Source organism: Acinetobacter sp. AHP123 (assembly GCF_023757925.1).
GTDB classification, from domain to species: Bacteria; Pseudomonadota; Gammaproteobacteria; order Pseudomonadales; family Moraxellaceae; genus Acinetobacter; species Acinetobacter oleivorans.
Map to the genome: position 1 here is coordinate 2171322 of NZ_CP092454.1, position 14609 is coordinate 2185930.

The window sequence follows — 14609 nt, forward strand, 5'->3', positions numbered from 1 at the left end:
TTCATTCCTTACGAATCAGTTGAATGTGGTTCTGGTTTGTCTTGATGTAGTTCTAACCACGTTTTCAATACCAGCGTTAATAGGGCTAAAAAAGCAAGCAATGAGGACACGGCAAACGCTGCGCTAAATGTGTACTCGTTATATAAAATTTCGACATGAAGTGGCAGGGTATTGGTTTCACCACGGATATGGCCAGAAACTACCGATACTGCACCAAACTCACCCATTGCACGGGCATTACACAGAATCACGCCGTAAATCAAACCCCATTTAATATTAGGTAATGTCACTTTCCAAAAGGTTTGCCAGCCTGAAGCACCCAATACAATCGCGGCTTCTTCTTCCTCTGTTCCTTGGGCTTCCATGAGTGGAATTAACTCACGTGCTACAAAAGGGACTGTAATAAAGATGGTTGCTAAAACAATTCCAGGTACTGCGTACAAGATCTTAATGTCATGCTCCATTAACCAGCCGCCAAACCAACCTTGAGCACCAAAAATAAGTACAATCATTAAACCTGCAATAACGGGTGAAACCGAAAAAGGCATATCAATGATGGTGGTTAAAACTGCCTTACCTCTAAACTGAAACTTGGAAACAGCCCATGCTGCGGCAACACCAAATATCACGTTAATCGGCACTGCAATTGCTGCGGTTAATAAAGTTAATTTCACTGCTGATAACGTATCTGGATCAATCAAAGCCTGAATATAGACTTCAAGTCCTTGTTTAAATGCTTCTACAAAAACCAGAATGAGTGGCAACATAAGACAACTGAGGAAAAAAATCAGCGCAATTGTAATTAAGGTATAACGTACCCAAGTTGGTTCGCGTGTTGCATCTCGTGATTGCAATTTAAGCGCAAGTGCATTGCTGTCAGTATGTAGGTTCATGTGATATTTCTCCCTGTACGACGGTTTGCCCACGCTTGAAGTAAATTAATGGCAAATAAGATGATGAAAGAGAGAACTAACATGACCGCAGCAATTGTTGTTGCACCTGCATAATCATATTCTTCAAGGCGTGAAATGATCATGAGCGGAGCAATTTCTGTTTTAAACGGCTGGTTACCTGCAATAAAAATAACTGAACCATATTCACCGACACCGCGAGCAAATGCTAAAGCAAAGCCTGTGAATAGAGCGGGTAGTAATATCGGTAAAATAATCTTAGTAATTGTCTGCCAGCGATTTGCGCCGAGTGCCGAAGCTGCTTCTTCAAGTTCAGTTTCGATATCACTGAGTACAGGTTGTACTGTTCTTACAATGAATGGAATACCGATGAATATTAATGCCAACGTAATACCGATTGGCGTATATGCAACTTGAATACCGAGTGGTTCTAAATACTGACCAATCCAACCAGTGGGTGCATAGAGTGAGGTAAGCGCAATACCTGCAACTGCAGTTGGAAGAGCAAAAGGTAGATCGACTAATGCATCAACCAAGCGTTTCCCAGGAAAGTTATAACGGACAAGGCACCAAGCTAAAAGTAAGCCAAACACAACATTAATAAAGGCTGCGATTAAAGCTGAACTAAAGCTGAGCTGAAGCGATTTTAAAATACGCTCAGAGGTTAAAATTTCCCATAATCCGTCCCATCCAATTCCAAATGATTTGATAAAGACTGCGGCTAATGGAATAAGCACAATAAAAGAAACGTAGGCGAGGGTGAAGCCCAAAGATAGACCAAACCCAGGCAGCACTCGGGATCGCTGCGACATGATATTTCCTCAAAGAGAAAAGCCTGCTGAAACCAGTAAGCGAATAAATAAAGATAAACGGTGCGATATAAAGCTGGGTATTAAGCAAATTTCAAAGAGAAATGAGTTTTTACCGGGTCGATAGATGAGTGACTACACATCGAATCTTCTGGAATCAAATAATTCAGCAAATCTGGAAACGGGCCAAAACCTGAAGCAACATTAATATGGCCGACTTCACCAAGATTAACCGGGTTTAATTTCCATGATTTCGCAAGTTGTAATGCATCAAAAAAACCAAGCCATGGATCATTTTCACTAATGAGTAGCGTTGTAGGCACATCAATTTTTAATTGATGAAAATAATCTTTGTAGTCGGTCAAACTATGTCGAGCAAACCCTGCTTCCCCAAAGCGTGCTGGATTTGCCGGAGCGACTAAAATAAGTTTCTTAACTCGATTTTTTAACTCTGGATGCTCAGCTAAAGCAGCAACACTAGTTAAGCAACCAAAGCTATGAGCAACAATTTGTACAGGAGCTGGCGCTACTTGAACCGTTTTAACGAATTGCTCGACCCATTCACTTAGTACAGGTCTATCCCAGTTTTTTTGCTCAACACGAGAACTAGACACGAGTTTACGCTGCAACCAAGATTGCCAATGCTGATGTTCACTTCCACCTACACCTGGAACAATTACAGTATGAATCATGTCTGTTCTCCTTATCTTTAGTACAAAGAATTACTTCTCTGTACTATTGATTTTCACGATTTGATCAAAAACACCACCATTGTCGAAGTGTTTCTTTTGTACCTTCGTCCAACCACCAAACTCTTTATCGATGGTTACAAGCTTCAATGGCTTAAATACGTTGCTGTATTTCTTAAGAACGGCTGCGTTGCGTGGACGGTAGAAGTTACGTGCTGCAATTTCTTGGCCGGCTGGCGAATACAAGTAGTTGAGATAACCCTTAGCAATCGTTAAGTTGCCTTTTTTCGCAGCATTTTTCTCAACAACAGCAACTGGAGGTTCAGCTAAAATCGAAAGAGACGGGGTAATAATTTCAAATTTGCCCGGCTGTTCACGAGTAGCTAAATATGCTTCGTTTTCCCAAGCGAGTAACACATCACCAATACCACGTTCAGCAAAAGTTGTGGTTGCACCGCGTGCACCTGAATCTAGAACTTTAGTGTGTTTATAAATTTGGCGAACATACTCTTGTGCTTTAGCATCGTTACCACCTGGTTGATGTTTTGCCCAAGCCCAAGCTGCAAGATAATTCCAACGAGCACCACCTGAAGTTTTCGGGTTTGGCGTAATAATTTCTACACCTGGTTTGATTAAATCACCCCAGTCTTTGATTTGTTTTGGATTACCTTTACGCACTAAAAACACAATTGTTGAAGTGTATGGGGTAGAGTTCTGCGGTAACTTTTTCTGCCAGTCAGCTGGAAGTAATTTTGCTTTTTCCGCAATTTCATCGATATCTGCCGCAAGTGCTAATGTCACTACATCTGCATTTAAGCCATCAATCACTGCACGCGCCTGTTTACCAGAGCCGCCGTGTGATTGTTTGAACTCAATATCTTGACCAGTACGTTGTTTCCAGTAAGTACCGAACTGTTTATTGAAATCTGTATATAACTCACGAGTAGGATCGTAAGAGACGTTTAAAAATTCTTGCGCTGCAAATGATGAAACAGACAGAAGTGCAGCGATAACCCCGACTTTTAATTGTGAAAAACGCATGAGATAAGTCCTCAAAAAATATGAAATGTTCAAAACATGAACGCAGAATAGCGCTAGTCTTTATTCTAAAAAAATAATAAAAAACGAATTTAATATGAAAAAAATAGAAATAGTAAAAATAGATAAGTTATTCTTAAATCTTGATATAGAACAAGTTTCAAAAGTAGATACGAAATCGGTATAATTTTTTAAAATCAGTCATTTAATATTTAAATGAAAGGTGTTGTATTGTCGGGTCGTTTTAAACATAGGATGGGTTAAACATGTGGTGTTTTAAAAATGGGCAACCTATTGAAACCATTCCTTTACTGGATCGAGCATTTCATTATGGAGATGGATGCTTTACCACAATTCGTGTTTTTCAAAATCAGATTGAACTTAAAGAAAGGCATTGGAATCGACTAAAACTTGCATGTCAAAAACTGTCTTTAACTGCGGATTTTGAACTCATCGAACAGAGCTTACAGCAATTACAAAAGCAAAATCTTGTACTCAACGGCACTTTAAAAATTGTGATTAGTCGTGGGATAGGCGACCGTGGCTATAGTTTGCCAAAGCATGACGCCGATATTTATATCTGGTTTTATCCGAAAGCTTTAGAACCATTTCAACTAGACTTTATGCAGTGTGGTGTTTTAAATCAGGCCTTAGGTTTAACCATGCCAAGCTTGGTCGGGCTTAAATCTTTAAACCGTCTTGAACAAGTATTGCTAAAAAAAGAAGCAGATCAACTAGGGTGGGCTGAAGCATTAGTTACTGATGTACAAGGTTATATTGTTGAAGGGGTTAGTAGTAATTGTTTTATTCGCTTAAATGATAGATGGATTACTCCGGAACTTCGTTATAATGGCGTCCACGGTGTAATGCGGGCAGAAATTCTGGCGCGTATGCAGCACCATGGTATTGCCTGTGAAGTACGTGTAATTGAGTTAGATGAAGTATCTGAAATACAAAGTCTATTCTTTTGTAATGCTTTAAACCCTATGCGAGTGGTCACTCATTTAGGTGAGAAAACGCTAGAAACACAGGCATGCATAGATTTATTTCATATCCTTAACTTAAATCAGATTCATTAATATGCCGAAGCCACCTGTGAATGCGAAAGCAAAAAACGCCAAGAAAAATAACAAAAAACAAGCTCCAAAATTTTCTAAGCGATTGGTTCTAATTGGCCTTTTTATTGTTTTAATTTCTACTTTTGCCATTTTATGGTCGAGTCTATTTAAAGCTTATCCTATTGAAGGCAAAAAACAGATGTTATCTATTACATCTGGTGAAACCTATTCTGGTTTTATTGATCGTTTGGCGAAAGAAGGCAAAATTAGCTTTCCTGTGGTATTGAAGCTTTATCAGAAATTTATGATTCATGACAGCATGAAAGCTGGCGTGTATGAAATTGAACAGGGAATGAGTGTAAGAGAAGTATTAGAAATGCTATCTGATGCAGATAATGCTCAGATGAACCGTGTCTTGGTCATTGAAGGTACAACTTTTAAACAGCTTATTACTGCACTCAAAAATGATAAAAATGTAAAAAATACAATATTAGATTTACCAGATGATCAGCTGATGAAGGCGCTTGGGATTCCTTACGGACATCCTGAAGGCTTGTTCGCACCTAATACTTATTTCTTTGCCAAAGGTGAAACAGATAAGAAAATTCTGACCGATTTATACCACCGTCAAATGAAAGCTCTAGATGCAGCTTGGGCAAATCGTGCACCGAATTTACCTTATAAAGATAAATATGAAGCATTAATTATGGCTTCTATTGTTGAGAAAGAAACAAGTTTAGACAGTGAACTTACACAAGTTTCAGGAGTTTTTGTTCGCCGTTTAAAAATTGGTATGCGTTTACAAACGGATCCAACCGTTATTTACGGTATGGGTAATAATTATAAAGGCAATATTACTCGAGAAGACCTCCGTACCCCAACTGCATATAATACCTATACCATTAATGGTTTGCCGCCAACGCCAATTGCCTTACCAAGCCAAAAAGCAATTGAAGCAGCGTTACATCCAGATGATTCAAATAACATCTATTTTGTAGCGACTGGCAATGGTGGGCATAAATTTACGGCAAGCTTGCAAGCGCATAATCAAGCGGTGCAAGAGTACTTATCCGTGTTGAGATCGAAGAAATAAGGAAAAGAGATGTTTATTAGCTTTGAAGGCACGGAGGGGGTAGGTAAAACTACACTCATTCGAAAAATTCATCAGCATTTTGAAGAGCAAGGTAAACAAGTTGTTTTAACTCGTGAACCGGGTGGTACGCCGTTAGCAGAACAAATACGTTCAATGCTTTTGGCGGTGAATCATGATGAAAATATGAGTCATGATACCGAGTTATTACTCATTTATGCGGCACGTGCTCAACACTTACAACAAGTTATTTTGCCGGCTCTAGAGTCTAATAAAATTGTTTTAAGTGATCGTTTTACCGATGCAAGCTTTGCTTATCAATGTTCTGGTCGTGGTTTAAGCCAAGATAAATTACAGCTTTTAAATCAGAATTTTGTTTCACGCATGCCTGAGGTGACTTTCTGGTTAGATGCACCGATTGAATTGGGCATGAATCGAGCACGCGAACGCGGAGCTTTAGATCGTTTTGAACAAGAAAAGTTAAGCTTCTTTACTAAGGTTCGTGAAGGCTATGAAACCTTATGGAAAGCTGAATCTGAACGTATTAAGCGAATAGATGCAACCCAAAGTCCTGATCAGGTATTCGAACAGGCATTGCAATATTTAGGATAAGCAATTGGATGAGCCACTCTTATAGACTATGGGAGTGGTGAAAAATGACGTTAATTCTGATTTAAAACGTCATAGAAAATATCTGCTATTTTCTTATGCTATCTTACATATGATTTATAGATTGAAGAATAATAAGGATGAAAAGCTCAAAAGAAGAAATCGTGGCATTTCTTGAAAAGGAATTTCCACCAAGTCTTGAACATTGCACGATTGAATCAGTCACGCCTAAAGCTGCTGTCGTTTATTATCATGTCGATCAAAGACATCAGCGCCCCGGTGGTACCATATCTGGTCCAACCATGATGACTTTGGCAGACTTTGCTTTGTATATTGCAATACTCGGTGAAATCGGAATTGTTGGTTTAGCTGTCACGACTAATTTTAATATTAATTTTTTAAGAAAACCCGCAGGTGATAAAGATCTACGCAGCGAATGTAAGCTTATGAAAGTAGGAAAGAGCTTAGTCGTGGGTGAGGTCTGGATTTATTCAGTCGGGCTAGAAGATCCCGTTGCACATGTGACCGCGACTTATTCAATTCCACCTAAATCATAAATATCAAAGCAAATAAAAAGCACAGTCTGAACTGTGCTTTTTTTTAGAAGAACAGCTTAAATATCAGTATTAACTAATGGCTGTTCTACTGCAAAATTTGGAGGAGTTAAAACTGTTTTACGAATCTCACTCGAAGTTTCTGGATAATCAAGCGTGTAATGTAGACCACGTGATTCTTTACGTTGCATAGCACAGCGTACAATCATCTCAGATACTAAAACAAGGTTACGCAGCTCAATTAAATTTTTGCTAACACGGTAGTCTTGATAATACTCAGTGATTTCACGCTTTAACATTTCAATACGGTGTAAAGCACGTTCTAAACGTTTTGTAGTTCTTACAATACCAACATAGTTCCACATGGTCGAACGTAACTCATCCCAGTTTTGTAAAATCACCACATCTTCATCAGGATTGGTTACTTGTGAGTCATCCCAAGTGGGTACTTCAGGTAATTTGAAGTTTTCATCAAATTTATTTTCGATATCTTTTGCTGCACTCATTCCGTAAACGAAGCACTCAAGTAATGAGTTACTTGCCATACGGTTTGCACCATGTAAGCCCGTATAAGACGTCTCACCAATCGCATATAGACCTTCAATATCAGTCTGGCTATTTGAGTCAACCACGACACCACCACATGTATAGTGAGCTGCGGGCACCACTGGAATCATGTCTTTGGTAATATCGATACCTAACTCAAGCAATCGTGCATAAAGTGTAGGGAAGTGCTCTTTGATAAACTCTGGTGATTTGTGTGTAATATCCAACCACACATGACGAATACCGAGGCGTTTAATTTCATGGTCAATGGTACGTGCCACAATATCGCGAGGAGCCAGTTCTGCACGATCATCAAAACGTAGCATAAAACGCTCGCCATCTGGCAAGCGTAAGTAAGCACCTTCACCGCGCATGGCTTCAGTAATTAAAAATGAGCGAGCTTGAGGGTGATATAGACAAGTTGGGTGGAATTGGTTAAATTCCATATTGGCTACACGGCAACCTGCACGGAAGGCCATTGCAATACCATCACCTGTAGCAATATCTGGATTAGATGTGTACAGATAAGCTTTCATCGCACCGCCGCAAGCAAGTGCGGTAAATGGTGCAAGGAAAGTATGAACTTTTTCTGTATTTTCATCTAAGGCATACAAACCAATAGCGCGATTTGCTTGATCTGTATGGCCTAATTTATGCGATGTAATTAAATCAATCGCAATGTAGTTTTCAAAAATAGTAATATTTTTACGTTCTTTGGCACGTTCAACCAAGGTGGTTGAAATGGCTTTACCTGTTGCATCAGCAGAATGGATAATGCGTCGCTGTGAATGGCCACCTTCGCGTGTTAAATGAAGTTGTTCATCTTCATCTAAAGTAAATTGCACACCTTGCTTTAAAAGAAAATCAACAGAAGGACGACCGCCTTCTACGGTATGTTGTACCGCATCCATTTCACATAAATGAGCACCTGCAATCATAGTGTCATTAATGTGCTGTTGAATAGAGTCAGTCTCATCAAGAACAGCAGCAACACCACCTTGAGCATAGAAGGTACTTGCTTCGGTTAAAGCAGCTTTGGCTAAAACTGCAATATTAAAATGATTTGGTAACGATAAAGCCAGACTTAAACCAGCACCGCCGCTGCCCACAATAATCACGTCAAAGTGGTGAATTGTCTGTAAATTAGGCATGTCCATTCGCAACAATCTAAAACGTCCGCTAATGACACCCCTTTTTATCTAAAAAGGCAAGAGCTTAAGCGCTCTAACTCAGAGAAAAATTGCAATTGGCTTAAAAAGTTGCAATGCGTAAAATAATGATTGTAAGGATGCCTTACAAATAAACATATTGTTACGCACAACCCCAAAGCGTTGTGATACAACAGTTTTATTCTTATTCTCGTAGACCAATTGTGGGTGAGCACCGAATGAAAACTCGCTATTTACAACAAGGAATGTATGCAGCGGTATTTACAGTTGCTGCTGTTCAGGCAAATGCTGCTGTTGATTTTTCAAACCTCGTTGAACAAGTTAGTCCAGCAGTGGTGAGTGTAAACGTCGTAAAAAAAATGACTCAGGATGAACTATTGCAGCAGCAAGTCCCTGAAATTTTGAAACGTTTCTTTGGAAATCAGGTCATCATTCCACAGCAACAGGGTCCACAAGAAAAAACTGCATACGGTAGTGCATTCTTTATTAGTAAAGATGGTTACCTACTCACCAACCACCATGTGATTGAAAATGCCTCACGCATTAGTATTACTTTAAATGACCGCCGTGAAATTGATGCAACTGTGGTTGGGAGTGATGAGCGTACAGACGTTGCATTGTTAAAGGTGACAGGAAATAGCTATCCAGCTTTACGCGTAGGAAATGTTGACCGTTTGCGAGTGGGAGAGCCAGTTTTAGCAATTGGTTCGCCTTTTGGCTTTGACTACTCTGCGTCGGCAGGTATTGTGAGTGCTAAATCACGAAATATGAGTGGTGAAACTTCGGTACCATTTATTCAAACTGACGTTGCGCTAAACCCAGGTAACTCTGGTGGTCCATTGTTTAACCAAAATGGTGAGGTAGTCGGGGTAAACTCTCGAATATTTAGTGGTACTGGCGGCTATATGGGCTTGTCTTTCTCTATCCCGATTGACGTAGCGATGGATGTAGCCGAACAGCTTAAAACTAAAGGTAAGGTAACACGCTCTTATCTTGGTGTGATGATGCAAGACATTGACCGAAACCTTGCTGATGCTTACAAGTTACCAAAACCTGAAGGTGCTTTAATTACTCAAATTTCTCCGAACTCACCTGCACAAAAAGCAGGCTTGCGAGCTGGTGACGTGATTTTGAAATATAACGGTAATCCGGTATCGCGCACGAGTGAATTACTCTACGCATTAAACAAAGTACAGCCGAATCAAACTGTTCAGTTTGAAGTATTGCGTGATGACAAAACCCGTAATATTTCAGCAACTTTAACGACTGCTCCAGATGAAACGCCTGCCACAGGTGCACAAAGTACTGTATCTAAAGGACCAGTTTTAGGAATGAGCATTCGTGATTTAGCTGAGCCAGAAAAAAGTGCTTTAAGTGTAAAAGGTGGGATTTTTGTACAAGATGTTCGCCGTGGTGGCTTAGCATCATTGTCAAATATCATTCCGGGTGATGTGATTGTTCAAGTCAACAATAACCAGATTTTAAATAGTCAGGATTTTGCAAAAGTCGTTTCTAACTTGCAAAAAAATACGGTAGCGCGTGTTGCAATTATTCGTCAGGGACAACGCGCAATGCTTGGTTTACGTATTCAGTAAACTTAAAAAAGAAACAATGAACCACCCTAAACATGGGTGGTTTTTTGTTATTTATCTTGAGCGTATAGTGATATCTACCTACACTTATTTCAGTTTAAAAGTTAATAAATAAGAGTGAACATTTGTGAGTAGTATTTTTGATTTACATATTCAGGTGCAGCCACATCATATTGATGCTTTAGGACATGTGAATAATGTGATGTATGTACAGTGGATGCAAGATGTAGCTGCTGCTCATGTTGAGACCTTAGGAGTCGGGGTAACTAAATATCTTGAACTAAAACATGCAATGGTCGCGGTTGAACATCATGTGCAATATCGTAAAGCTGCATTTGAAGGCGAACAAATTGTATTACGCACATGGTTAGATGATATCAATGCTCTTTATTCGTTCCGCCAATATGTATTTTTCCGTCCATCAGATCAGGCCGTATTATTTGTTGGAAATACTAAATGGGCATGTATTGAAATTGCTACAGGACGTCCAAAACGAATGTCACCAACTTTTACCCATGCATATAAGCCGCTTGACTCAAGCATAAATCCGTATGATTTTACTATTTCGTATGCTCAATAACCTGAAGTAGTGGGCTCACTTTGATTGTCATTTTTAAAACATAAGTACAAAGCTCATGATTATTTTGGATACTTTAAAATATCCATCTGTTATAATCTCACGCAATTTATTTAACTGCTTTGGCTGTGTATTAAAACAAGCTACATAGCACTCTATATTTTCTCAAGGTAACCCATGGCGCAAGCTAAAAAATCCGTCGATATCAAAAATATACGAAATTTCTCGATTATTGCCCACATTGACCATGGTAAGTCTACATTGGCTGACCGTTTCATTCAGATGTGTGGTGGTCTACAAGATCGTGAAATGCAAGCTCAAGTCTTAGACTCAATGGAGCTTGAGCGCGAACGTGGGATTACCATTAAAGCCGCTTCTGTAACGCTATATTATACTCATCCTAATGGTCAGGAATATCAACTTAACTTTATTGATACTCCTGGACACGTAGACTTCTCGTATGAAGTTTCTCGTTCATTAGCTGCATGTGAAGGTGCACTATTGGTTGTAGATGCTGCACAAGGTGTAGAAGCACAATCAGTTGCAAACTGTTATACCGCGATTGAACAAGGTCTCGAAGTTCTTCCAATTTTAAATAAAATTGATTTACCACAGGCTGAACCTGAACGTGTAATTCATGAAATTGAAGAAATTATCGGAATTGAAGCAACTGATGCACCAACCTGTTCAGCAAAAACTGGTTTGGGTGTTGAAGGTGTTTTAGAACGTTTAGTCGATGTTATTCCAGCACCTGAAGGCGATCGTGATGCTCCATTGCAAGCATTAATTATCGACTCATGGTTTGATAACTACTTAGGTGTAGTTTCTCTTGTACGTATTAAACAAGGTCGTATCCGTAAGGGCGACAAAATGTTGGTTAAATCGACAGGTCAAACTCATCCGGTCACTTCAGTGGGTGTATTTAATCCGAAGCATACGGAAACAGATATCCTTGAAGCTGGCGAAGTAGGTTTTGTAATTGCGGGTATTAAAGATATTTTTGGTGCACCAGTAGGTGACACGATTACGCTTGCATCTACACCTGATGTTGCGATTTTACCGGGTTTCAAAAAGGTTAAACCACAGGTTTATGCTGGTCTTTTCCCGATTGATGCGAGTGATTTTGAGCCATTCCGTGAAGCGCTACAAAAATTGCAGATTAACGACTCGGCTTTATTCTTTGAACCAGAAAGTTCTGATGCACTAGGCTTTGGTTTCCGTTGTGGCTTCTTAGGGATGCTGCACATGGAAATTGTACAAGAGCGTTTAGAGCGTGAGTACGATCTTGATCTCATCAGTTCTGCGCCTACCGTAATTTATGAAGCATTAACCAAGAAGGGCGAAACGATTTATATCGACAGTCCATCAAAAATGCCAGACGGATCTACTGTAGAAGATTTGCGTGAACCGATTGCAGAATGTCATATCCTTGTTCCGCAAGAGTACTTAGGGAATGTAATGACCCTTTGTATTGAACGTCGTGGTGTTCAAAAAGATATGAAATTCTTGGGTAATCAAGTTTCTATTACCTTTGAAATCCCAATGGCTGAAGTGGTTATGGATTTCTTTGACAAATTAAAATCATGCTCGCGTGGTTTTGCATCGCTAGACTATAACTTTGTGCGTTTCGAAAGTTCAGCTTTAGTTAAGGTTGATGTATTAATTAATAGTGACAAGGTTGATGCCTTAGCTATGATTTGTCACCGTAATGACGCGCGTCATCGTGGTATTGCATTGGTTGAGAAAATGAAAGATTTGATTCCTCGCCAAATGTACGACGTTGCTATTCAAGCAGCTATCGGTGCACAAATTATTGCTCGTTCTACTGTAAAAGCGATGCGTAAAAACGTATTAGCAAAATGTTATGGTGGTGACGTTTCACGTAAGAAAAAACTACTTTCTAAACAAAAAGAAGGTAAGAAACGTATGAAACAAGTGGGAAGCGTTGAAATTCCACAAGAAGCGTTCTTGGCTGTATTGAAAGTAGAAAGATAAGAAATGAAGGTCGGGGGAAGTAAGACATTACTTTTCCCTACTTTAAGACAAGCAGCTAGGCTGCGAGTGAGGTCGTGTGGATTTTGATTTTAATTTAATTCTTGTTCCAGTTACGCTGATTCTATTTGCAGTGTGGTTGTTAGATAAACTTGTATTCAAACAGCGTGCAAATAAAGGGCGCGGGAACGAAAATTTTGTTATTACATGGGCTTATGACTTTTGGCCAGTTTTAGCTGTAGTACTTGTACTTCGTTCATTCCTTTACGAACCATTTAATATCCCATCAGACTCTATGGTACCTACTTTAGAAACTGGTGATTTTATTCTGGTTAATAAATTTGATTATGGTGTGCGTTTACCTATCGTTAATAAGAAAATTATTGATGTGGGAGAACCAAAGCGTGGTGATGTGATTGTATTCCGTTATCCACCTCAACCTACCATTAGTTATATTAAACGTGTAATCGGTTTACCAGGCGATCATCTTGTTTATGATCATGGACAATTGATTATTAACGGACAAAAAGTACCGAAAGTATTAACACAGTTTAGCCGTGAAAAAGATGTATTAGATACACCAACGTCTATTTATCATAAAGAGACGATTGGTACGCACACCTTTACAATGCGTGAACTTGAAGGCGTAAATGTGGCGCGTCAAGCACCGTTTATCAACTATGTTGAAAATGGTAAATATGCAAACCAAGACGGTTTATATTGGGAAGTGACTGTTCCAAAAGGACATTACTTTGCAATGGGGGATAACCGTGATCAAAGTGCAGACAGTCGTTTCTGGGGCTTTGTTCCTGAAGAAAATTTAACAGGACGAGCATTCTATGTCTGGATGCATAAAGAACCGGGTTTACATCTTCCTAACTTTGGCCGAAATGGAAAAATAGATTAAAAACAACCATTAGGAAAAAAAGAAATGCGTAAGGCACAACAAGGTACTTCGTATTTAGCAATTTTATTTGGGGTGGTTATATTTGCGGTTGCAGTAAAAGCTGTACTTGCAGTTTGGCCAGCATATTGGGATGATCGATTGATTAATAATCAAATAGAAGAGCTTTTACAAGAAAGCTCTTCTGACATCACCCCACAGAAGTTTATGACACAAATGGATCAGCGACTGGAAATGAACAATATTCGTGACCTTCATTTTAAAGAGATTGCGCAAGTGTTTAATGAGTCTGGTCTGAAAGTCACAAAGAAATATGAGGTAAGAAAACCCTTCTTATCAAATATTGATTTAGTTTTAACATTTGAGAAGAGTTTTGATAAAACATCAGTTCAAACTAAGTGATCCTCGCTTATTGAGTCGAATCGGATATCAATTCAAGCAGCTTGAATTGTTACAGTTAGCTTTGACTCATCGTTCGGTGAGTCATAAATACAATTACGAGCGCTTGGAGTTTTTAGGCGATTCATTATTAGGCATGATTATTGCCAATTATCTATATCATGCCTATCCAAATGAAAATGAAGGTCGCCTAACGCGTATGCGAGCGACTTTAGTACGTCAGGAAGCGTTAGGTAAGATTGCAACCGATTTGCAACTTAGTCGGTGTTTAATATTAAGTACGGGTGAATTGAAATCTGGTGGTCATCATCGTGAGTCAATATTGGCTGATACGGTAGAAGCCATTATTGGTGCAATTTATATTGATAGTGGTGATCTCAACTTACTTACAGATATTGTGCTAAAATGGTATGTACCGTATTTAGACCATATTGAGCCTACGGATCAACTTAAAGACCCTAAATCACGTTTACAAGAGTATCTACAAGCACGTAAAAAACCTCTCCCTGTTTACGAGGTTGTAGATATTCAGGGTGATGCACCTCACCAGCACTTTAAAGTTGAATGTTTGATAGATGGCTTATCAAAGATTCATGGTGAGGGTTCAAGTCGTCGTTTTGCCGAGCAGGCAGCAGCGGCGGAAATTTTAAAGTTATTGGAGCAATAACCTGC

At 39.3% G+C, this 14609-nt stretch carries 15 protein-coding genes; 10 read left to right on the forward strand and 5 right to left on the reverse strand.

Features of this window, described 5'->3' with window-relative positions:
* Positions 1-8: 8 nt before the first annotated feature.
* From cysW to MJX77_RS10360, 4 genes are all read right to left on the reverse strand, one after another.
* Entirely contained in the window at positions 9-893 is an 885-nt protein-coding gene (cysW, locus tag MJX77_RS10345; protein ID WP_252058954.1) for a sulfate ABC transporter permease subunit CysW, read from the reverse strand.
* On the reverse strand, positions 890-1723 hold the full coding sequence (gene cysT, locus MJX77_RS10350) for a sulfate ABC transporter permease subunit CysT (RefSeq protein ID WP_005307499.1): 834 nt from the start codon (positions 1721-1723) through the stop codon (positions 890-892). Before cysT ends, cysW begins: the two co-directional genes overlap by 4 nt.
* 80 nt (positions 1724-1803) lie before the next feature.
* Positions 1804-2412 carry an RBBP9/YdeN family alpha/beta hydrolase gene (locus MJX77_RS10355; RefSeq protein ID WP_252058955.1) on the reverse strand — a complete coding sequence of 203 codons (609 nt, stop codon included), beginning with the start codon at positions 2410-2412 and terminating at the stop codon, positions 1804-1806.
* 30 nt (positions 2413-2442) lie between these two features.
* The gene (locus MJX77_RS10360) at positions 2443-3450 is read right to left on the reverse strand and encodes a sulfate ABC transporter substrate-binding protein (protein WP_005307495.1); all 1008 of its coding nucleotides are present in this window, start codon (positions 3448-3450) and stop codon (positions 2443-2445) included.
* 263 nt (positions 3451-3713) lie between these two features.
* Between MJX77_RS10360 and pabC the strand changes: the two genes are divergently transcribed.
* The 4 genes from pabC to MJX77_RS10380 all read left to right on the forward strand — a co-directional run bounded on the left by pabC (position 3714) and on the right by MJX77_RS10380 (position 6761).
* Complete coding sequence (gene pabC, locus MJX77_RS10365) at positions 3714-4526, forward strand: aminodeoxychorismate lyase (protein WP_005307493.1); 813 nt, start codon at positions 3714-3716, stop codon at positions 4524-4526.
* A gap of 1 nt (position 4527) precedes the next feature.
* Positions 4528-5598: an endolytic transglycosylase MltG gene (gene mltG, locus MJX77_RS10370; protein WP_005307490.1), complete on the forward strand. Its 1071-nt coding sequence runs from the start codon at positions 4528-4530 to the stop codon at positions 5596-5598.
* 9 nt (positions 5599-5607) lie between these two features.
* Positions 5608-6207 (forward strand): dTMP kinase, encoded by a 600-nt coding sequence (tmk, locus tag MJX77_RS10375; protein WP_252058956.1) that lies wholly within the window; start codon positions 5608-5610, stop codon positions 6205-6207.
* A gap of 137 nt (positions 6208-6344) precedes the next feature.
* Positions 6345-6761 carry a PaaI family thioesterase gene (locus MJX77_RS10380; protein WP_252058957.1) on the forward strand — a complete coding sequence of 139 codons (417 nt, stop codon included), beginning with the start codon at positions 6345-6347 and terminating at the stop codon, positions 6759-6761.
* Positions 6762-6817: 56 nt separating this feature from the next.
* On the opposite strand, the gene nadB is transcribed toward MJX77_RS10380, so the two are convergent.
* On the reverse strand, positions 6818-8461 hold the full coding sequence (gene nadB, locus MJX77_RS10385; RefSeq protein ID WP_013197095.1) for an L-aspartate oxidase: 1644 nt from the start codon (positions 8459-8461) through the stop codon (positions 6818-6820).
* Positions 8462-8691: 230 nt separating this feature from the next.
* On the opposite strand from nadB, the gene MJX77_RS10390 reads away from it, so the two are divergent.
* From MJX77_RS10390 to rnc, 6 genes are all read left to right on the forward strand, one after another.
* A complete protein-coding gene (locus MJX77_RS10390; protein ID WP_215898298.1) occupies positions 8692-10068 on the forward strand; it encodes a Do family serine endopeptidase in 1377 nt (458 codons plus the stop codon).
* A 124-nt stretch (positions 10069-10192) separates the two neighbouring features.
* Positions 10193-10645 (forward strand): acyl-CoA thioesterase, encoded by a 453-nt coding sequence (locus tag MJX77_RS10395; RefSeq protein ID WP_004790729.1) that lies wholly within the window; start codon positions 10193-10195, stop codon positions 10643-10645.
* Between the two features lie 174 nt (positions 10646-10819).
* The gene (lepA, locus tag MJX77_RS10400) at positions 10820-12637 is read left to right on the forward strand and encodes a translation elongation factor 4 (protein ID WP_009393568.1); all 1818 of its coding nucleotides are present in this window, start codon (positions 10820-10822) and stop codon (positions 12635-12637) included.
* A 76-nt stretch (positions 12638-12713) separates the two neighbouring features.
* Entirely contained in the window at positions 12714-13541 is an 828-nt protein-coding gene (gene lepB, locus MJX77_RS10405) for a signal peptidase I (protein ID WP_004790734.1), read from the forward strand.
* 24 nt (positions 13542-13565) lie between these two features.
* Positions 13566-13940: a DUF4845 domain-containing protein gene (locus tag MJX77_RS10410; RefSeq protein ID WP_004790739.1), complete on the forward strand. Its 375-nt coding sequence runs from the start codon at positions 13566-13568 to the stop codon at positions 13938-13940.
* Positions 13912-14604, forward strand: coding sequence for a ribonuclease III (rnc, locus tag MJX77_RS10415; RefSeq protein WP_004790741.1), 693 nt, complete (start codon positions 13912-13914; stop codon positions 14602-14604). Before MJX77_RS10410 ends, rnc begins: the two co-directional genes overlap by 29 nt.
* The last annotated feature ends 5 nt before the right edge of the window (positions 14605-14609 follow it).